At 51.5% G+C, this 18758-nt stretch carries 17 protein-coding genes; 2 read left to right on the top strand and 15 right to left on the bottom strand.

The genetic code is table 11. The features are described from left to right. Positions 1–12 precede the first annotated feature (12 nt). The 6 genes from BZJ18_RS01915 to rpe form a co-directional block, all read right to left on the bottom strand. Positions 13–1230 (bottom strand): aspartate aminotransferase family protein, encoded by a 1218-nt coding sequence (locus tag BZJ18_RS01915; RefSeq protein WP_077455124.1) that lies wholly within the window; start codon positions 1228–1230, stop codon positions 13–15. Positions 1231–1522: 292 nt separating this feature from the next. Further along, positions 1523–2098 (bottom strand): anthranilate synthase component II, encoded by a 576-nt coding sequence (locus BZJ18_RS01910; RefSeq protein WP_077455123.1) that lies wholly within the window; start codon positions 2096–2098, stop codon positions 1523–1525. Between the two features lie 97 nt (positions 2099–2195). Next, positions 2196–4535 carry an ExeM/NucH family extracellular endonuclease gene (locus BZJ18_RS01905; protein ID WP_077455122.1) on the bottom strand — a complete coding sequence of 780 codons (2340 nt, stop codon included), beginning with the start codon at positions 4533–4535 and terminating at the stop codon, positions 2196–2198. A 199-nt stretch (positions 4536–4734) separates the two neighbouring features. Beyond that, positions 4735–5748, bottom strand: coding sequence for a tryptophan--tRNA ligase (trpS, locus tag BZJ18_RS01900; RefSeq protein ID WP_101494755.1), 1014 nt, complete (start codon positions 5746–5748; stop codon positions 4735–4737). A 60-nt stretch (positions 5749–5808) separates the two neighbouring features. After that, the gene (locus BZJ18_RS01895; protein WP_077455120.1) at positions 5809–6489 is read right to left on the bottom strand and encodes a phosphoglycolate phosphatase; all 681 of its coding nucleotides are present in this window, start codon (positions 6487–6489) and stop codon (positions 5809–5811) included. 5 nt (positions 6490–6494) lie between these two features. Next, positions 6495–7169: a ribulose-phosphate 3-epimerase gene (rpe, locus tag BZJ18_RS01890; RefSeq protein ID WP_077455119.1), complete on the bottom strand. Its 675-nt coding sequence runs from the start codon at positions 7167–7169 to the stop codon at positions 6495–6497. A gap of 149 nt (positions 7170–7318) precedes the next feature. Between rpe and BZJ18_RS01885 the strand changes: the two genes are divergently transcribed. Then, positions 7319–7507, top strand: a complete 189-nt coding sequence (locus tag BZJ18_RS01885) for a DUF2970 domain-containing protein (RefSeq protein ID WP_077455118.1) — start codon at positions 7319–7321, stop codon at positions 7505–7507. A 13-nt stretch (positions 7508–7520) separates the two neighbouring features. On the opposite strand, the gene dam is transcribed toward BZJ18_RS01885, so the two are convergent. The 9 genes from dam to pilM all read right to left on the bottom strand — a co-directional run bounded on the left by dam (position 7521) and on the right by pilM (position 16119). Then, positions 7521–8342: an adenine-specific DNA-methyltransferase gene (dam, locus tag BZJ18_RS01880; RefSeq protein ID WP_069589882.1), complete on the bottom strand. Its 822-nt coding sequence runs from the start codon at positions 8340–8342 to the stop codon at positions 7521–7523. Between the two features lie 72 nt (positions 8343–8414). Then, entirely contained in the window at positions 8415–9980 is a 1566-nt protein-coding gene (locus BZJ18_RS01875; protein WP_077455117.1) for an AAA family ATPase, read from the bottom strand. An 11-nt stretch (positions 9981–9991) separates the two neighbouring features. Next, positions 9992–11071 (bottom strand): 3-dehydroquinate synthase, encoded by a 1080-nt coding sequence (gene aroB, locus BZJ18_RS01870; RefSeq protein WP_077455116.1) that lies wholly within the window; start codon positions 11069–11071, stop codon positions 9992–9994. Between the two features lie 21 nt (positions 11072–11092). Beyond that, a complete protein-coding gene (gene aroK, locus BZJ18_RS01865) occupies positions 11093–11611 on the bottom strand; it encodes a shikimate kinase AroK (RefSeq protein ID WP_069589875.1) in 519 nt (172 codons plus the stop codon). Positions 11612–11756: 145 nt separating this feature from the next. Beyond that, positions 11757–13502 carry a type IV pilus secretin PilQ gene (locus tag BZJ18_RS01860; RefSeq protein WP_108743102.1) on the bottom strand — a complete coding sequence of 582 codons (1746 nt, stop codon included), beginning with the start codon at positions 13500–13502 and terminating at the stop codon, positions 11757–11759. 16 nt (positions 13503–13518) lie between these two features. After that, on the bottom strand, positions 13519–14031 hold the full coding sequence (locus BZJ18_RS01855) for a pilus assembly protein PilP (protein WP_077455115.1): 513 nt from the start codon (positions 14029–14031) through the stop codon (positions 13519–13521). After that, positions 14028–14639 carry a type 4a pilus biogenesis protein PilO gene (locus BZJ18_RS01850; protein WP_077455114.1) on the bottom strand — a complete coding sequence of 204 codons (612 nt, stop codon included), beginning with the start codon at positions 14637–14639 and terminating at the stop codon, positions 14028–14030. The genes BZJ18_RS01855 and BZJ18_RS01850 overlap by 4 nt, the downstream gene beginning before the upstream one ends. Then, positions 14636–15214 (bottom strand): PilN domain-containing protein, encoded by a 579-nt coding sequence (locus BZJ18_RS01845; RefSeq protein ID WP_077455113.1) that lies wholly within the window; start codon positions 15212–15214, stop codon positions 14636–14638. Before BZJ18_RS01845 ends, BZJ18_RS01850 begins: the two co-directional genes overlap by 4 nt. Beyond that, a complete protein-coding gene (gene pilM / locus BZJ18_RS01840) occupies positions 15205–16119 on the bottom strand; it encodes a pilus assembly protein PilM (protein WP_077455112.1) in 915 nt (304 codons plus the stop codon). Before pilM ends, BZJ18_RS01845 begins: the two co-directional genes overlap by 10 nt. A gap of 143 nt (positions 16120–16262) precedes the next feature. Here pilM and BZJ18_RS01835 point away from each other — a divergent pair, with 143 nt between their 5' ends. Then, positions 16263–18755, top strand: coding sequence for a penicillin-binding protein 1A (locus tag BZJ18_RS01835; RefSeq protein WP_077455111.1), 2493 nt, complete (start codon positions 16263–16265; stop codon positions 18753–18755). The last annotated feature ends 3 nt before the right edge of the window (positions 18756–18758 follow it).

The raw sequence follows: 18758 nt of genomic DNA, 5'->3' as shown, positions 1-18758 counted from the left end.
GTAAAGGCCGCCTTATGCAGCAACGACCTTCGCAATAGCACGATCAAGGCGCGCCATACCTTCTTCAATATCCGCTTTGGTAATCACCAATGATGGGGTGAAACGCACCACATTCGGGCCCGCGACCAGCACCAGCAAGCCTTCCTCACCTGCCGCCACTAAGATGTCACGCGCACGCCCTTCCCATGCTTTGTTGAGTGCCGCGCCAAGCAACAAACCTTTACCGCGCACTTCACTGAAGATGCCGTATTTATCGTTGATCGCTTCTAGGCCATCGCGGAACCACTGTTCGCGCTCAATAACACCGTCAAGGACCTCAGGTTTGGTCACTTCGTCCACCACCGCTTCTGCGACCGCACATGCTAAGGGGTTACCGCCATAGGTTGAGCCATGCGTCCCCGGTTTCATGTGTGCCGCCAGGGCTTCGGTGGTCAACATGGCACCAATCGGGATCCCCCCACCCAGTGATTTAGCGGTGGCTAAGATATCGGGAGCGACGCCCGATTGTTGATACGCATAGAAGGTGCCCGTACGGCCGTTACCGGTTTGCACTTCATCGAAGATCAGCAAGGCATTGTGTTTGTCACACAGTTCACGTACACCTTCCAAGAAACCCGGCTCTGGAGGAATAATACCGCCTTCACCTTGCAGTGGCTCCATCATCACCGCACAAGTGCGATCAGAGATATGATCAGCCAGCGCGGCTAAGTCATTGTATGGCAGGTGGGTAATATCTCCCGGCTTAGGACCAAAACCGTCAGAATAAGCCGGTTGACCGCCCACGGTGACCGTGAAGAAGGTGCGACCATGGAAACCTTTGCTAAACGCAATGATTTCGCTTTTATGCTCTCCGTGTTCTTCTTTTGCCCAGCGGCGTGCCAACTTTAGTGCTGCTTCGTTCGCTTCGGCGCCAGAGTTTGCGTAGAAAACACGATCCGCAAATGACAGCTCAGTGAGGCGCTTTGCGAGACGCAATGCGGGTGCATTCGTCATGACGTTGCTTAAGTGCCAAAGCTTTTGAGCTTGCTCAGTCAACGCATCCACCATGACGGGATGACAATGGCCCAAACAGCTCACCGCAATCCCACCCGCAAAGTCGACATACTCTTGCCCTTCTTGGTCCCAAATGCGGGAGCCTTTGCCGTGATCTGGGATCATGGGCATCGGGTTGTAGCAAGGTACCATCACTTCATCAAAGAGTTTACGTTCTACTTTTTTGTCCATCGTCATCACTCAATCCTTCTGTGTTTTTTCCATGACGCATAGTATTTACATTCTTTTAACCGCGGCAATAGCAGATTATTTTTTCTTTTCAGCAGAATAACAAATACCATGCAGATTAGAGATATAGTTATGCACAAAGTGTGAGGCGAAAGAAGCGCCTAATCAGCAAGGCTGAGATGCCTGTAAGGCATGAGTGGTGCGGGATGACGGTGATGGCTGCATAAGGTTGCAGCCACTGATAATCACGTCAGAAAAAACGAAATGTGAGAATAGTGATAAAGATCGCTATTTTTTGTAACTATTGCTGTAAGAAATTCGCCAGTAAGTCATGGCCGTGTTCAGTCAAAATGCTCTCCGGATGGAATTGTACCCCCTCAATTGGCAGGGTTCGGTGCTTCAAGCCCATAATGATTTGACGACCATCGGGCTCAGTGGTGGTCGCTGTCACGGTCAAACAATCAGACAGGGTTTGCGGGTCAACCACCAACGAGTGATACCGTGTGACGGTGAACGGACTGGGTAAGCGGTTAAATACCCCTTGATGATCATGTTCGACCAAAGACGTCTTACCGTGCATCACCGCATTGGCGCGGATCACCGACGCACCAAAGACCTGTGCAATGGACTGATGGCCAAGACATACGCCTAAAATCGGTATCTGTCCGGCAAAATGGCGAATGACCTCGAGAGAAATCCCCGCCTCATTCGGCGTACAAGGACCAGGAGAGATCACTAAATGGGAGGGCTCCATCGCCTCAATGTCTGCGATCGCCAACTCGTCATTGCGTTTGACACACACGTCCACGCCCAGTTGGCAAAAGTACTGATAGAGGTTATAGGTAAAGGAGTCGTAATTATCGATGATAAGAAGCACTGTGCTGCGCCATCCGATTGAAAACCGGAATGATGCTAACACAGTGCCTGACAAGCGTCATCCGCGGGCGGTGTTGCCACTGCCCGCAGTGATTCAATTAACGTAGTTGGCAGCGGAAGCCGGTGTAACGGACCGACATAGGCTGACTCGCCGGCGCACTGCCACAATGGACGGGGATCAAACCCAGCGCTTTCACAGTGACCTCGATACGATCATCTTTATCAAGTTTCAGCCCTTTTACCAATGGGCTTTGCGTATCAAAGGTGCGTTGTGAGCGCCATTTCATCCAAGCGTGATCAGGACTTTTTTGTCCATTCAGCATCGGAATAATCGGCAAAATACTGCGGTTATTGATGGTAACCGATACAGGCACAACCGGATCCGGATACGCCAAAGACACAATCACAGGGTCGTGATCTGACGAAGAGAACGGATTGGTCGATTTCACCAAATCCCCAGTGTACTGACGACTGTATTCAAACAAGGTACTTTCAACCGAGTTAATGTGCCAGTCTTCCACACCGACGACTTTTTCCGCCAAGCTAACGCTGGCGATGGCATGGTCGAGACTCCCCAATTCACCCGAGTACGAGTAGGAATAGGCTTTATCACCCAATCGCGCCGTGGCGAGGTTGATATAGCCTAGGCCTTTCTCTACCGCTTGTGCGGTCGGATGCATAGGAACACCGCGAATTTCCGTTCCTGCGGCTGTCATGATATCGCGCTGGTTAGGCTGACGTTGGTAGTCGGTTAATACACGGACCGGATCTTCTTTCACGTACGCATTGAGATCGCCAAGGATCAATACGTCTCCATCCAGCTGCTGCAGACGATCGCGTAATGTCACTGCCGCGGAGACACGGAAGGCATTACAATGTCCTTGTAAATCTGCTGTATCCGTCTCGAATTCACCCGCGATCCAATCTTCATAACAGCCTGATCCTTTCGACTTAAAGTGGTTAACCACAATATGTAACGGCTCGCCATTAATGCTAAACGCTTGCAGCAAGCTGTCGCGTTGATACTTATTAAGCTCACGCGTTTCGCCCTCAGGGTTTTCACCACTTATATGCTGCTCGGGCATAGCAACCGCTTGTGCGTCACCGGCTAACGAGACTTTTGCAGGGCGGTAAATCATGCCGACCATGATCGCATCAGAGCCAAAAAACGCGCCTTGATTTTTCACCGCATCGCTAGGTTCAACAAACTGATAATGGTCTGCAGGATCCGCAAACTCTGCGTTGAGGTGGGTCACCAAATCGGCAATGGCGCTTCCAGCTTCAAACCCATTGTTTTCAAGCTCCATCAAGCCAACGATATCAGCATCCATCGCGCGGAGGGCATTGACAATCTTGGTACGTTGGAGCTCAAACTCAGCGGCGGTTTTAGCACCTCGGTTGCAACCACGCTTGGCGTCCGCATGGTCGCGATCTTTACAGGTGACATTTAAGGGACCACCAATGGCGCTGGCACTGGTGAAATAGTTGAGTACGTTAAAGCTTGCCACTTTAATGTCGGTATTCGGTACCGTCGCGGGTGCATCTTGACGATCGTGACGGTGCACAATGTCACCGGCGGTAATGGTGTTGGTCGCCACTAAACGGTACTGATCGTAGCTAAAGCCCATCACGCCAGACAAATGCTCAATACGATCGCCAATACGCAAATAGCCTTGCTCAGCGTCGAGTCCCGGAAAATAGGGAATTTGTCCGTCTTTGGCTTTTTGATCACTTTCGATATAAAGCTGATTCGCCGCATTGTTCGCCGCAAGCGCTTTCGCTTCGTCGGTTAACGCTGGATAAAGTTGCGTGGGTTTAAATAAAGGGGTGCGGTGCGTTAACACCATATTGTTGCGAAACGCGTCGTAGTCAAAGCCAAAATTACGGGTGATCACCAGTTCACTGTCCGCGTCCATGGTCACATACATGCCTTCGTAACGCTCAAGTGCATCCTTTAACGACTCACCGTGATCCACACGAATGGCAGTCGGAGCCAACGGACCATAATACGGGCCCTTAGCGACTTGATTATCGGTCACACCCAATTGCGTATGACCATAATACTCTTTGACCTTACCACTGGCACATAAGGTGTCACCGGGCTGCAAATTGAGGGTATCAGCGTCCCGCAAGTACACAAACAAGCCATCGGACGTGGCGCGATTGCCATCCCCTTGAGGATCTTGAATCCAAACCCCTTTATAAAGGCCTTGGGTCACCGCAGTGACGACACCTTGTACCGCATAGGTTTTATCGGAGCTGTATTTGTCCGCTGGGACCAATGGGCTGCGATCACCGTCACCTTGGATCGCATAAATGGGCGTGGTGGGCGTCATGCCGCACTGGTAGGTTTGCTCGAGGGTGGCTTTGGCGGCCGCGGGCATGGCGAGTCCCGCCATCATCAATGCTAGCGGCGACCACATCAGTGGCTTTTTCATACCTGTTCCTTCACGTAGTTTGAGTGATTACTCGAATTTCGCGCGCATTATTAACGATGGATACACAGAATGGCGTGATTTGGCTCGCATCAGAAACAGTTACTATTGATGGACTTATAAGAAGTGAGAGTTGGGTTCCGGTCTGATCAAAAAAGCAGCGGTCTATGCCGCTGCTTTTTTATTCCGTCATATTCGTGTGCTACACGCGTGGAACAAAACCCACTGCGTCATACACTTTACGCAAGGTTTGCTGTGCGCGTGCCGATGCGTGCTCAGCACCTTTTTGCATCACACTGTCGAGCAGCGCGCGATCAGCGCGGTACTCATGATAACGCGCTTGGAGAGGTTCGAGCATCGCCACCACCGCTTCAGCAGTATCCTTTTTCAGATGGCCATACATTTTGCCTTCGTAGGCTTTTTCTAGTGCGGCAATTGACTCACCGGTCGCCCCGGACAGCAAACCAAGCAAGTTAGAGACACCTGGCTTTTGCTCGATATCAAAATGGACACGCGGTGGCTCTTCCGAGTCGGTAACCGCACGTTTGATTTTCTTGGCAATGGCTTTGGGATCTTCGAGCAAACCAATCACGTTATTACGGTTATCATCCGACTTCGACATTTTCTTGGTTGGATCTTGCAGGCTCATCACCCGTGCATTCACATCAGGAATGTAAGGCTCAGGCATGGTAAAGACATCACCGTAACGATTGTTAAAGCGCGTGGCAATATCACGGGCAAGCTCTAGGTGCTGCTTCTGATCATTACCTACAGGCACTTGATTGGTTTGATATAGCAAAATATCTGCCGCCATCAGCACTGGATACCCAAATAGACCGGCGTTGATATTCTCAGCATGACGCTGCGATTTGTCTTTAAACTGGGTCATGCGGTTCAGCTCACCCATTTGGGTGTAACAGTTCAATACCCAGCCCAATTGCGCATGCTCTGGCACGTGCGATTGTACAAACAAGTTACTTTTCTCAGGGCTCACGCCCACCGCCAAGCACAACGCCAACGCATCCAAGGTTGCTTCGCGTAACGCATCCGCATCTTGATGAACGGTAATCGCATGCAAATCCACCACACAGTATTGGCAGTCATAATCATCTTGCATCTGTTCCCACTGACGCAGCGCGCCYAGATAGTTACCGATACTTAGTTCACCCGAGGGCTGCACACCACTCAGTACAATGGGTTTTGAAGATTGACTCATGATGATTAGGTTCCTTTACGCGTTGCCCAACCGGGCGGTAGTTATGTTGCTATATAATCGTTATGCTTGGTGGCTGGCGACCACGGCTTGTAGCTCACTGAATGAATCCAGCACATAGTCAGGACGGCTATCGCTAATCGGTTCACCGTAGTTGTAGCCATAGGTTAACCCGACAGAAGCGATGCCTGCATTCTGGGCTGCCAAAATGTCATTTTTTGAATCACCGACCATCAACATTTGTGCATTGGTTAAGCCATGCTTGTCTCGCAAATGGTGCAACCCTTCTGGGTTTGGCTTGTTGGTCGGTAAGCTATCGCCTCCCAACACATCCGTAAACAAGGCTGCTAATCCTAAATCTTCTAGGATGGCGGGCACAAATGCCACGGGTTTGTTTGTCACGACACCCAGTTGATAACCTTGCTGATGCAGCGCGACCAAGGTGTCTTTCACGCCCGGATATAGCACGGTTTTTTCATGGCCGTTATTGTCGTAGTGGAAGTTAAAACGCTCGCGGGCACGGGCGACCAAATCGGCATCCAAGTCAGTGGCAAAATCATGACGACGCGACAGCGCACGACGGATCATAATATCGGCACCGTTACCAATCCAACCTGTAACTTGTTCCACCGTCACGGTGGGCATGTCCAAGTCGGCCAGCATCATCTGTAACGCTTGAGTTAAGTCCGGTACGCTGTCGACCAAGGTACCATCGAGGTCGAAGGCAATATAACGAAGGCTCATACTACTTACCTATCTACAGTTGCAAGCGCGGTGCGCATCTCATCAATGGCCGCTTTATAGTCGGGTTGCCCAAAAATCGCAGAACCGGCAACAAACATATCTGCCCCTGCTTGGGCAATCTCGGCGATATTGTCAGCTTTCACACCGCCATCAATTTCCAGTCGGATGTCTCGACCGCTGGCATCAATACGTGCGCGCACGTCACGCAGTTTATCCAAGGTGCTTGGAATAAAAGATTGGCCACCAAAACCGGGATTCACGGACATCAACAAAATCATGTCGAGTTTGTCCATCACGTAATCAAGATAATGCAGTGGTGTGGCGGGATTAAATACCAGCCCGGCTTTCATGCCGTGATCTTTAATCAATTGTAAGGTGCGATCGATATGGTCACTGGCTTCAGCATGGAAGGTTATCATATCGGCGCCAGCTTTGGCGAAGTCGGGAATAATGCGGTCAACCGGCTTAACCATGAGGTGCACGTCAATCGGGGCGGTAATGCCGTAATCGCGCAGCGCCTGACAAATCGGCGCGCCAAAGGTGAGATTAGGCACGTAATGGTTATCCATTACATCAAAGTGGATCACATCTGCACCCGCGGCGAGTACCTTTTCTACATCCTCGCCCAAACGCGCAAAATCTGCTGATAAAATCGATGGCGCGATCAAAAAATCCGTCATAGTTGTCGCCTCACTTGCCAAAAAGTCGCCGCAATTCTACCCGATCTCGCTCGCGCTGTCTTATTCGATCCCGCTTTTCTACCTGAACAGCTGACAAAATACATACCGCCAACTAGGGTTGGATAAGAGCGACAAAAAAAGGAGGCATCATGACAACAAAATTAGGCGCTTGGGACGTCATCAAAAGTGTGATTGCCGCGCTTTTTGGTGTGCAGTCCGAGCAAAACCGTCAACGCGATTTTGCTCAAGACTCGCCCGCTGCGTACATCGTGATAGGCGTGGTGATGATTGGTGTATTTGTCGCGACCTTGCTTGCCATTGTCGGCATGATTACCTAATGCCGCTTTCCAGCTAGGGTTGAGGCGCAAACAGTGCCAACAGCTCATCCACTTTATTACGCCCATTCCCATTACGGCTAATGGTACGTTTGACTCGTACTACGTTGAAGGTCGCACCACGATATAAACGGCGGGTATAAGGGGTGTCGTGGTTTGAAATAAGAACCGGGATCCCACCCGCCATCGCTGCCTGCTCTGCATGCTCGGCCAATAACGCTTGATCATCCAGCGTAAAGCCGTTGGTGGCATAAGTGGTAAAATTCGCTGTCGCGGTTAAAGGCGCATAAGGAGGATCGCAATACACCACGTCGCCCAGCTTCGCGCGGGCAAAACTTTCCGCATACCCTTCACACACAAACTCTGCCCGTTGTGCTTTTTCGGCAAAAAAGAACAGCTCTTTTTCAGGGAAGTACGGTTTCTTGTAAGACCCAAAGGGAACATTAAATCCACCTTTTTTGTTGTAACGGCACAGGCCATTGAAGCCGTGGCGATTCATGTACAAGAAATAGAGCGAGCGAAGATACGGATCTTGCGTGGCATTAAAGTCTTCCCGCACTTGCAAATATTGCGCTTTTTGATTGTAGTCTTGACAGAAAAAGGCGCGTGCATCATCGACAAACCGTGCTGGGGTTTGTTTGATAATGTTATAGAGATTAATCAAGTCGGGATTAATATCAGCCAAGATATAGCGGTCGTAGTCGGTGTTTAAAAACACCGACCCTGCGCCGACAAAAGGCTCGATCAGCGTGTCCCCTTCGGGAAGATGACGGCGAATGTCATCGACCAGCGAATACTTCCCGCCAGCCCACTTTAGAAACGCGCGATGCTTTTTCATTGCCCCTTGTCATTCTCCGCGATATGAAAGGGGGCGGATTGTACCTTATTTTGTTTCATCAATCAGCGGATTTTACTGCCCATTTGCACGATTGATTTCACGGTGAATTTGGCTAAATGATTTCACGAATGGCTGCAGCGCACGGACATTGTCGGCCAGAGTGAGTTCTGCGCGACGCGCCGCGGTGACACTCTCATAATCGCCCAGCAATACCATGTACCAAGTGCCACCATTACGGCGAGTTTGATAAACCTGAACACGCCCCTCCAGTTGATAGTTCGCAATCAGATCAACCGCATCTTGGCGGGATTGTAAGGCGGCCAGCTGTAACGCATAGCGCTGTGCAGGCACCGCCAGTAGAGCTTGGGCATCTAACGGCAAGGTCTGGTTCGCGGACGCTGGCTGAGATGCAGCTTCCGGTTGCGCTGTTTGGCGAGGAGCAGCAGGCTCTGGACGGCTGTCTGGTGCCGCCGGTGTGGGCAGTGTTTGTGCCAGCTCAGGGATCAAGGGTTCGTCAACGGCCTCAGTACCATCACCACCCGCATCCTGCTCTTCAATCATGGCATCGACCACGTCATCAGGCACGACAACGCGTTTGCCTTCATCTCCGCGGCCAACCGTCAAGCCTTCGCCATTAACCTCTTCTGGCAATGAGACTGTATCTTCAGTCACCGAGCCTGACTGGCTGGTGCGGTTTGAAGTACTGGCTGGGTTTTGGTCCATGCCTTTCTCGGTGCTTTGGCCAGCAGTCACGGCGCTCTCTGGCTCGCCCTGCTGTTCGCGGAGTAAGTCATCAAGATTCTTTAACCCTTCTGGCAATACCATGCCCGAGGACTGATCATCACTTTGGCTCGGGAAGTACCACCAAATCACACCAGCACCCACGACCATGAGCACTACGGCCAATACCAGCATGGTAAAGGGTTTATTACGCGAGGGCTTTTTCTTCTCGTCACTCACTGTGCCTGTCTCCTGATTGTCCTTGCCCATGATCATGCCCGGATAGAGGGTTTGATTGGCCAACTTGGCCAGCCATTGTTTTTTCTTGGTCGCATCAATGCGTCGGGTCACCGCCAACACATCGATAAACATTTCTTCCTCCCCCTCATTTAAGGGCGAGACTTCTAACTCTAACGGCTTTTGGCCTTGGCCATATGACACCTGACGAAGCCACTTGTTCAACTTTCCGGGCAACGCAAAAAGCACCACATTGATGCGCCAATGATCTTGGTTTTGTGCCTGTAAAACCAGTGCCCAAAGTTCAGACAATAAATTCGGGCTAAGACGGTGGGCATCATCAATGACAATTAATGCATCGCACCCACTGTCGCCTAGCATCATCGTCAGGCTATCGACTAGCGGGTCGGCCTCATTAAATACGCCATCTTTGACAATTTGACGAAGCAAAATAGCACGGCGTTGTGCATCATTTTGTGCCGTGTGACACACCAATAAGGAGTGGACCGACGCGTCGGCCCATTGCTCCATATAGCGCTCACTGAGCCAGGTTTTACCCGCGCCAGTCGGACCGGTGACCTGGATAAGGTTAGAGCTAAAGCGGGTAAGAAACTGCAGGCGTGATAAGAGCTGGGTTTGGCTTTCCAGCTCCAAGGCCAAGGTATCAAAGGTGTTTGTCATGCATTCAATGGTTAACCGGCATCAATCACATCTGCTAAAAGCTGATGTGGAACATCTGCAACCACTTGCGCTTGGCCGATCGCTGTTGGCAGTACCAAACGCAACTGTCCTGAAAGCACTTTTTTATCACGCATCATGTGCTTAATAAAAGCATCGTAGTTCATCTGGGCAGGGACGTGCACGGGAAGCTGCGCTTTTTCGAGCAAGGCAGTGATGCGGGACACACTTTGTTCGTCCAGCAAACCATGACGCTGTGCCGTGTGGGCAGCAAGCACAGTGCCCGTTGCAACCGCTTCACCATGTAACCAGTTGCCATAGCCCATCTCCGCTTCAATCGCATGACCAAAGGTGTGGCCCAGATTAAGCAGAGCACGTACACCGGCTTCGGTTTCATCTTGCGCGACCACATCAGCCTTGATTTGACAGCAGCGCCGAATCGCATAACTTAACGCGTCGGGTGACAAAGCGGTCAACGCCGCCATTTCGCTATCGAGCCAGTCAAAGAAAGGCGCGTCGGCGATAATGCCGTATTTGATTACCTCTGCCATTCCCGCCGCAAACTCTCGATCTGGGAGGGTGCTGAGTACTTGAGTGTCAATCACCACCGCTTTGGGCTGGTAAAACGCACCAATCATATTTTTACCCAAGGGATGATTGATGGCCGTTTTCCSGCCAACCGACGAGTCAACCTGCGCCAATAAGGTGGTAGGAACTTGAATAAAATCTACCCCGCGTTGATAACAAGCGCTGGCAAAGCCAACGATATCACCAATCACACCGCCACCCAGTGCCACCAGCACCACATCGCGATTGTAGTTGTTTTCAAGTAGGAAGGTGTTGATAGTATTGAAGGTTTCTAGCGATTTGTACGCTTCACCGTCGGGTAAGCTAAGGCAGGCGACATCTTGTGCCCCTGCCTGCTTAAGCGTCGAGACCAGCTTCTCGCCATATAATGGCATCACTGTCTCGTTGCTTATCACAGCAACCCGACGCGAACGTACGTTTTCAAACAAGCTGGCATCTGCCAGCAGCCCTTCGCCGATAGAGATAGGGTAGCTACGCGCCCCTAACTGAACATCTATCCGTTCCATGGTCGGGTCCTGTGTCTGGGATTAGTGCTGCTCTAACAACTCGATGATTTGATTCGCGACCACTTTGGCGCTTTGATCATCAGTACGCACCACATAATCAGCAATTTCTTCATAAAGTGGGTTGCGCTCTTGCGCGAGTGATTCCAACACTTCACGGGGTTGATCGGTTTGAAGCAAAGGACGTTTTTTATCGCGTTGTGTACGCGCCAGCTGCTTCTCGATAGTGGTTTCTAAGTACACCACTACACCACGAGCAGAGAGACGGTTACGGCTTTCTTTACTCATGATAGAGCCGCCGCCGGTCGCTAGCACGATACCTTGCTTCTCAGTCAGGTCGTTAATCACGTTCTCTTCACGTTGACGAAAACCTTCTTCTCCCTCAACGTCGAACACCCATGCAATGTCTGCCCCAGTTCGATCTTCAATCACTGAGTCAGAATCATAAAATTCCATGTGAAGTTGTTGAGCGAGATGACGACCAATTGTGCTTTTACCAGCCCCCATAGGGCCTACCAAAAAGATATTTCGTTTTTCAGCCATTTTAAGCAATTTTACGCGCGGTTAAATAAAACAACACCGCCCGCAGGCTTGATGTAGAAAAGCCCGAGGCGCCAATTCCTCACAGATAATTCGTGATCAGACTAAAAATTATCTCAGGACAGTGGCCCCTTTGGCAACACCTAACCTACCCTGTGACGATTTTAGGGGTCACAAAGATCAGAAGCTCGCGTTTTGCATGATCTTTCAGACGGTGTTTGAACAGATTTCCAAACAGCGGAATATCCCCGAGTAATGGCACCTTGGTTTCTTTGTTAATCATGGTGTGTTGGAAGATCCCTCCCAGCACCACCGTTTCACCATTCCGCGCCAATACCTGCGTATTAATGCGCTTGGTACTGATCGACATGGCCTCCCCTTTACCTGCCACCACCGACTTCTCTGGCATATCTTGGGTGACTTTCAAATCCAGCACTAACTCATTCTCTGGGGTAATTTGGGGCGTCACGGTAAGGCTAAGTACTGCTTTTTTAAACGACACCGCCACAGCACCGCTGGAAGAGGCTTCGAGATAAGGTAACTCTGTCCCCTGCTCGATATATGCCGCTTTTTTATTGGTGGTGATTAAGCGCGGGCTCGATACAATTTCTGCTTTGTTTTCACTTTCCAGCGCCGATAACTCGAGATCCAGCAATAAATCACTGCCCAATTTAGCCACTTGTAGTGCCAGACTTGACGCGGCAGGGTTGGAGGCGGCCAAGTTCACATTCAAAAAATTGTCCACCGGCAGAGAATCATTGCCCGATCCGGTTAATGCCTCGTCATCGGAATTGTACATGTTACGGTCCCACATCAGGTTGCTTTCTATCGAAGAGCCGATRCTGGTTGAACCGTTGCGATTTAAAATCCCCCAGCGCACTCCCAGCTCATCGACAGACCCCTCTTCAACCGTGACAATCCGCGCTTCAATTTCAACTTGCTTCACCGGCACATCCAAGTGGCGGACCAAGGTGCGAATACGGGCTAAATTCTTTTGATTATCTTTAATGATCAACGCATTGGTGCGCTCATCCAGCGACACCGCCCCGCGAGGAGACAGTAAGCTGACCCCTTCGCCTTGACCTTTGATCAGGGCGGCGATATCACTGGCTTTGGCATAGTTCACCGTGAGTACTTCTGAGGTCAGAGGCAGTAAGGCATCGGCCTGCTGACGCATTTCGAGTGCTTGCTTTTCTTGTGCCATCAGCTCAGCGCTCGGAGCAACGAGCATCACTTGTCCCCGTTGGCGCTTATCCAGTCCTTTCACACGCAAAATCACATCCAATACATCTTGCCAAGGCACACCATCAATGCGCATGGTGATGTTGCCTTGTACCGAGTCCGAGGTCACAAGGTTAAAATCATTCTGTGCAGCAATCAGCTGCAACACGGTACGGACCGGAATGTCTTGGAAGTTAATCGAGATCGCCGCCCCTTTTTGCGCTAAGGCCGTCGCAGAAGGCGCTTTTTTTGCCGCAGAGACGCGGATGGTCAACACCTTTCCTTGCTGCTGATAATCAAAATCCACGGCCTGCTCAGCACGCAGTACAATGCGAGCACTCTCAGGGGCCTGAAAGGTCTCAATCTCAGTCACTGGGGTCTGACGGCTGCGAGTATCGAGAACCGCAAGTAATGCCTGTTTTAGCTGTACATTCGGCAAGCGTAGCGTAACTTGCTGAGGGATGGGTTGACGAAAGTCAGCCGTTACCGCGGCATCAGAAAACGTCAGCGAGACCTGAGCATCACCATTATCTAGACGCTTCACTGCGATATCAGTCAGCATACTCTTTGCGGCAACCTGCACTGAACCCAGGCTGAACATCAGTACCAGCAGTATGAGCCAGACTGGGCGAACGCTTTGCGAGAACGTGCGGGAAAGGTAAGGGCGTATCATCATATTGGTATCCTAACTACGGCAAAGTTGATTCCATCGACAAGGTAACAGTGCGAAGCTGCCAACACCCCAAGCCATCCGGCAGGGCTTCTTCAATGGCGACCTGGTGTGCATTCACGGCCACTACACGGCCACGGTTCTCGCCTAAATGCGCACCTTCACTGACTTGAGTGATGGTGCCATCAGGACGTGCAATTAAGGCTTGTTGCTGTGCGCCTTTGGTTAAGCTGCCTTTCATGGCAAGGCTTGCCAGTGGAAATTGCTCAAGCGGCTCTAAAGGCCGTTGTAAATTGGGCTGCCAACAGTCACCCGTTGAAGCCTGTCCACCTGTATTGATGGCTGGCAGCACAAAGGGATCCCGCTGATCAGCGACAAAGGCTATCGATTGGTAACTTGGCGGAGGGGGAATGCGGGTCGCCATGACTTGCGCACTGGCTTGGGTTTGTTGCATAAAACGTTCGATATCACTGTGGTATCTATCACAGCCGACCAAACTCAACCCAAATAACAACACCAAAAGACGCTTCACTGTAAGGCCTCCTTGTCGGTGGTAATGCGTTCACCGGTATAACGATATGTGGTCGCAGACACAGACAGCAGCAAGGGCGCATGAATGTCATCGGTTTCAGTACGGGTTAAAACAAAATCTTGCAGCGACACCAAGCGCGTCATGGCAGCAATATCCGCGCTGAATGCACCGATAGAGGCATAATCACCGCTCAGAACAACCGTCATCGGAATAGCATCGAGCCAGCTGCCATGCTTTCTTGGTTGCCATTTCAATGTTTTGAAGCGCAACTGATGACGGATCCCAACTTCATTGACCCCAGCGAGTAATCCCGAAAGCTCTTCTTCTTCCGGCAATTGGGCAATCAAAGTGGCATATTGCTGATTTAACGCGCGCATTTGTGCCTCCACATCGGGCAGAGCCGCCACGCGATTGGCCAACAACCGATACTCGGCTTTGAGTTGTGTTTCGCGCTGGGTCGCTGCCTCCAGCGCCTCTTGGTTGGGCAACAAAATCATCAAGGCTGCGAGAATCAATAGTGCGATCGCGCCCACCGCCCAAACGATAGCGCGGGTGGCGAGTGGCGCACTGGGGAGTTTTTGCCAATCCCACTCAGAGGGTGCGATCATGACTGCACTCCTTTGGGCTTCGGTAGCTGCGGTGTGACGTAGTCGGTCAAGCGAAAGCTTAACGTAAAACGTTTGTTGGCGCGTTGCGAACCGGACTCTGTGATCACAGTGTCAATATCAACGTCGGTAGCTAACGCACTTTGCTCTAACGCTGCCAATAGACTTGCCATCTCCGCATTGGATGTGACCCAACCTTCGACCGTGACACGCCCCTTTTGCTGCGCCAAACGACTCAAATACGCCCCTTCAGGCATTACGGTTGGAATGAAATTCAGTAATGCGGTGACATTATTGCGCTGTTGTTGTAATGCGTTGACCAGTTGTAAGCGCGATTGCAGCGCAGCACGCTTTTTATCTTCGCGCTTAAAAGCCTGTAAGGTGGCACGAAAATCGTTCACCCCGGCGGTTAAGCGTTGATTACGTGCCTGTTGCTCAGTCAGCCAGTGCTGCTGGACCGCGTTCACGGCACTAACCACCAGTACCACGCCCAGCACCACCAAACCAGTGTGAACCATAAAGGTGTAACGCTGAGCGCGGCGCGCTTTTTCTCGCCAAGGGAGTAGATTTATACGCATGAGTACCCTCCACGCAGCGCTAATCCCAACGCAATACTGGCCTCGTCACTGATGGTGGGGGCAGTTTGAYCCAACATCGCCACTGGATTTAAGCGTGTGATGGCCAGATGCTCAGACGCGAGTGTGGTAGGCCAGACGCCGCTTATCCAAACGGTGCTCAGGGGCAAGAGTCGATTGTGCTCACGTGCACGATGGCAAGCCTGATCAACATGCTGCTGCACTAAGGTGTTAGCGGGCTCTTCGCGGTGTTCGTAGCGCTCTCCCTCCCCCAAACGGCTGCGATGCTGGTAAACCTGACCATCCGGATAAAGACGAATCGCGGTGATCAAGCCACCGTGATAATGCAGCCACAGCGGCCAGTGGTTAGCCTGCGCAACAGGTCGAATCGCTTGATAGACCCCGACTAACGCTTGGCTGTTAATGTCTGCCACCGAGGGCGATAAACCGACATGCTTGAGCGCGTCTAGGGCTGGAGTGAGAGCATGACGCCGACACGCCACGACTTGATAACAGGCTTGTCCCGGCAGAACGGAAATACCGCTCATGACCTCAAAGTCGTAATACAAGGTAGCGGTATCCATGTTGAGGGCAGCACTCAGCTTTTGGCCAATCAAGGCTTCTTGCTCAATCTCATCGTCAATAAGCGGTGCCGTAATTTGCTTGGTGATCACCGCATCTTCATCCACGCCTACCACCACAGGAACGCGCAAGCGCTGATACCAAGGTAAACACGCGAGTAATCGCTTTTTTATCTCGGTCATCGGGGTCAAAAGATCGTCAGTCGCGCGATAGTGCACCTCATGATGCCCTGCGACCTGAATGCCTTGTCGATGTGCACGAACCGCAATGGCGTGAATGGTATCTCGGCCAATATCGATACCTAAAACTGCCGAATTTCGAACCATTTCGTGTTAGGCTCCCAACGTCAGCGTGAGGTCAGCATTTAGAAAACTGCCCTTCACGGCGGGTTATTTTTATTGCTGGTGCCTTTATACTACTGACGTATGGTTATTGAACGGCTCAATTGCAACAGAACGGGAAATCTCAGGTGAAGTTCATAAAGCGTCTGCTTATCTTTGCACTGGTTTGCACAGTGCTGGGAGTCACTACAATTTTCGGGTTTTACCTGTACGTAAAACCCGACCTCCCCGATGTGGCGACACTGAAAGATGTCGAGCTACAAACCCCAATGCAGGTTTACAGTGCTGACGGCAAGCTGATCTCCCAATTTGGTGAGAAGCGACGCATTCCCGTTAAACTGGAAGACATCCCTCCGCAAATGATTGATGCGCTGATCGCCACTGAAGACAGTCGCTTCTATCAACACCCGGGGATCGACCCGATTGGTATCGTTCGCGCCGCCGTGGTAGTAGCCATGTCAGGCAGTGCGAAGCAAGGGGCCAGTACTATCACCCAACAGTTAGCGCGAAATTTCTTCCTTTCCAACGAAAAGCGGATCATGCGCAAGATAAAAGAGATTTTTATCGCCGTGCATATCGAGCAATTGTTGAATAAAGACGAAATCCTTGAGCTGTACTTTAACAAGGTTTTTCTCGGCTACCGCGCCTATGGCGTTGGTGCCGCCGCACAAGTGTACTTTGGTAAGACACTAGACGAGCTGACCTTAAGTGAAATGGCGGTGATTGTCGGCCTCCCTAAAGCGCCATCCACCATGAATCCATTGTACTCCCTGTCTCGTGCTACTGAGCGCCGTAACGTGGTGCTGGCTCGCATGCTCAAAGAAGGCTACATTTCGCAGGCCGAGTATAGCCAAGCGAAAAACGAGCCGATTGTCGCGCGTTACCACGGTGCTGAAATTGAGCTCGATGCACCTTATGTCGCAGAAATGGCGCGTGCATGGGCGGTAGAACACTTTGGCGACGATGCTTACACATCGGGCATTCGCATATACACCAGTGTGGACTCCGATATGCAACGCGCGGCCAATGATGCGGCGATGGATAACATCCTTGCTTACGATCGTCGCCACGGCTTCCGCGGTCCAGTCGCCACCTTATGGCAAGCCGCAAGCGACCGTTGGCAACATCAGCGTATTGTCGATTATCTTGCCAAGCAGCCTAGCTATGGCCCACTTGAACCTGCCATCGTGACCGAAGTGAGTGACCAATCCGCCTTAGTGGTTGGTCCTAATGGCCAAGAAATTACACTCGATTGGGCGGGGATGGACTGGGCGCGCCCTTACATTACCGATAACCGTCAAGGCCCCGCGCCCAAACACGCCAGTGATATTTTACAAAGCGGTGAGCAGGTGTGGATTCGTCGCGTTGACGATCAATGGCACTTGGCACAAGTGCCCAACGCCAATACCGCCTTAGTATCCATGTCCCCCACCACAGGGGCGATCAAAGCCTTAGTGGGTGGCTTTAACTTTGTGCATAGCAAATTTAATCGTGCCACCCAATCGGTGCGCCAAGTGGGTTCGAGCATCAAACCCTTTATCTATTCGGCGGCCATCCATGAAGGCATGACCCTTGCCACCTTGATTAATGACGCGCCCATCAACCGCTGGGATCGCAGTCAAGGCGTGGCATGGCGTCCGAAAAACTCGCCACCACGTTATGAAGGGCCACTGCGTGCTCGCCTTGGACTGGCACAATCGAAAAACGTGATGGCTGTGCGTGTCCTCCGTCGTGTTGGCTTGGACGATACCTTAGATTATCTGACTCGCTTTGGCTTTAAACGTGATGATCTCCCTCGCGCCGAAGCCATTGCACTCGGCGCAGGCAGCTTAACGCCGGTTGAAATGGCACAAGGGTTTAGCGTGTTTGCCAATGGTGGCTACTTTATGGAGCCTTTCATCATCGATCGGGTAGAAACGCCCTTCGGTGAAGAAATTTATCGTGCTAACCCATCGGTGATTTGCGATGACTGCGAAAAGCCGATGGAGAAAGCAGACCCCTTCAACGAGCAGAATTTGCTGACCGATAACAGCGAAGAATCGCCACAGCCCGCCAAACAAGTTATTGACGAGCAAAATGCGTTCTTGGTGCGCGAAATGATGCAGAGCAATATTTGGGGCGGCGGCGACTGGCGCTATGGCACCGGTTGGAATGGCACCGGCTGGCGCGCGCAAGCGCTGAAACGACGGGATATCGGCGGTAAAACCGGGACCACCAACGACTCTAAAGACACTTGGTACACAGGTTATGGCCCGGGTATCGTCACCACGGTATGGGTGGGCTTTGATGACCACTCACGTGAATTAGGGCGCACAACCCGCAACAGCAACTTGAATGACGAGCAGCAACCGATTCGTGGGGCCGAGTCTGGTGCCAAAACCGCTGGGCCCGCATGGATAGACTTTATGCAAAAAGCCCTCGCGGATGTGCCAGAACAAAGCAAGGTGGTGCCACCGGGTATCGTGAAGGTACGCATTGATCGTGAAACCGGTTTGCTCACCCGCAAAACCGACCACACCTCGATGTTCGAGTACTTTATTAAAGGGACAGAGCCAACCGAATATGTCTCATCCCAGCCTAGCGGCACCATTTATGAAACGGAGACCGAATCGTTGTTTTAAACG

Origin of the sequence: Salinivibrio sp. IB872, assembly GCF_001995345.1 — a bacterium.
GTDB lineage: Bacteria > Pseudomonadota > Gammaproteobacteria > Enterobacterales > Vibrionaceae > Salinivibrio > Salinivibrio proteolyticus.
The sequence above is the reverse complement of the archived record's forward strand: the minus strand, read 5'-3'. Positions and strand labels throughout refer to the sequence as shown.

What these genes read in the sequence shown, in the direction of transcription:
- rpe (WP_077455119.1), bottom strand. Translation starts at nt 7,169, where the DNA reads ATGACGGATTTTTTGATCGCGCCATCGATTTTATCAGCAGATTTTGCG.
- dam (WP_069589882.1), bottom strand. Translation starts at nt 8,342, where the DNA reads ATGAAAAAGCATCGCGCGTTTCTAAAGTGGGCTGGCGGGAAGTATTCG.
- BZJ18_RS01915 (WP_077455124.1), bottom strand. Translation starts at nt 1,230, where the DNA reads ATGACGATGGACAAAAAAGTAGAACGTAAACTCTTTGATGAAGTGATG.
- BZJ18_RS01850 (WP_077455114.1), bottom strand. Translation starts at nt 14,639, where the DNA reads ATGATCGCACCCTCTGAGTGGGATTGGCAAAAACTCCCCAGTGCGCCA.
- BZJ18_RS01905 (WP_077455122.1), bottom strand. Translation starts at nt 4,535, where the DNA reads ATGAAAAAGCCACTGATGTGGTCGCCGCTAGCATTGATGATGGCGGGA.
- aroK (WP_069589875.1), bottom strand. Translation starts at nt 11,611, where the DNA reads ATGGCTGAAAAACGAAATATCTTTTTGGTAGGCCCTATGGGGGCTGGT.
- BZJ18_RS01895 (WP_077455120.1), bottom strand. Translation starts at nt 6,489, where the DNA reads ATGAGCCTTCGTTATATTGCCTTCGACCTCGATGGTACCTTGGTCGAC.
- BZJ18_RS01885 (WP_077455118.1), top strand. Translation starts at nt 7,319, where the DNA reads ATGACAACAAAATTAGGCGCTTGGGACGTCATCAAAAGTGTGATTGCC.
- BZJ18_RS01875 (WP_077455117.1), bottom strand. Translation starts at nt 9,980, where the DNA reads ATGACAAACACCTTTGATACCTTGGCCTTGGAGCTGGAAAGCCAAACC.
- BZJ18_RS01845 (WP_077455113.1), bottom strand. Translation starts at nt 15,214, where the DNA reads ATGCGTATAAATCTACTCCCTTGGCGAGAAAAAGCGCGCCGCGCTCAG.